Raw genomic sequence first — 474 nt, forward strand, 5'->3', positions numbered from 1 at the left:
AAAATAACGATTTTATTAAATCTTTTTATATAACCAAGCTAAAAAATCTAATGCCATCCAATATAAAAATATTAAAAACGAAATATACAAACCAAACGCACTAACACCTAAAACAATTTCCATTAAATTTCTCCTTGCTCTTGATACTTACGTTTCTTTTCTTCAATCATTGCAAGCACAAATGTAGAACGATTATATTTTTTAAACGGTAAATTATGTTCTCTAGCAATTGAATGTCTTCTATCATTCTCTATATCTACAATTTCATCTATTATCTGAATTTCACTTTCAGTAAATGTAAATGCCCAAGTTTTTTTCTTTTCTTTAACTGTCATAAAAACAACCTCCTATCAATTAACTAAATTTAATATAACAAAAACCATATGGTTTGTAAATAAAAACATATGGTTTTTCAATAAAAAAATATTAAATTTTAATTATTGATAGGTTTTTTTCTGATTAAATCTATCAAAT

Annotated in this window: 1 protein-coding gene; it reads right to left on the bottom strand. The window is 23.4% G+C overall.

The window, feature by feature from the left end:
- Positions 1-122: 122 nt before the first annotated feature.
- A complete protein-coding gene (locus FE392_RS21020) occupies positions 123-335 on the bottom strand; it encodes a hypothetical protein (protein ID WP_000216293.1) in 213 nt (70 codons plus the stop codon).
- Positions 336-474: the final 139 nt, after the last annotated feature.

Source organism: Xenorhabdus santafensis, from assembly GCF_033949405.1.
Lineage (GTDB): Bacteria > Pseudomonadota > Gammaproteobacteria > Enterobacterales > Enterobacteriaceae > Xenorhabdus > Xenorhabdus santafensis.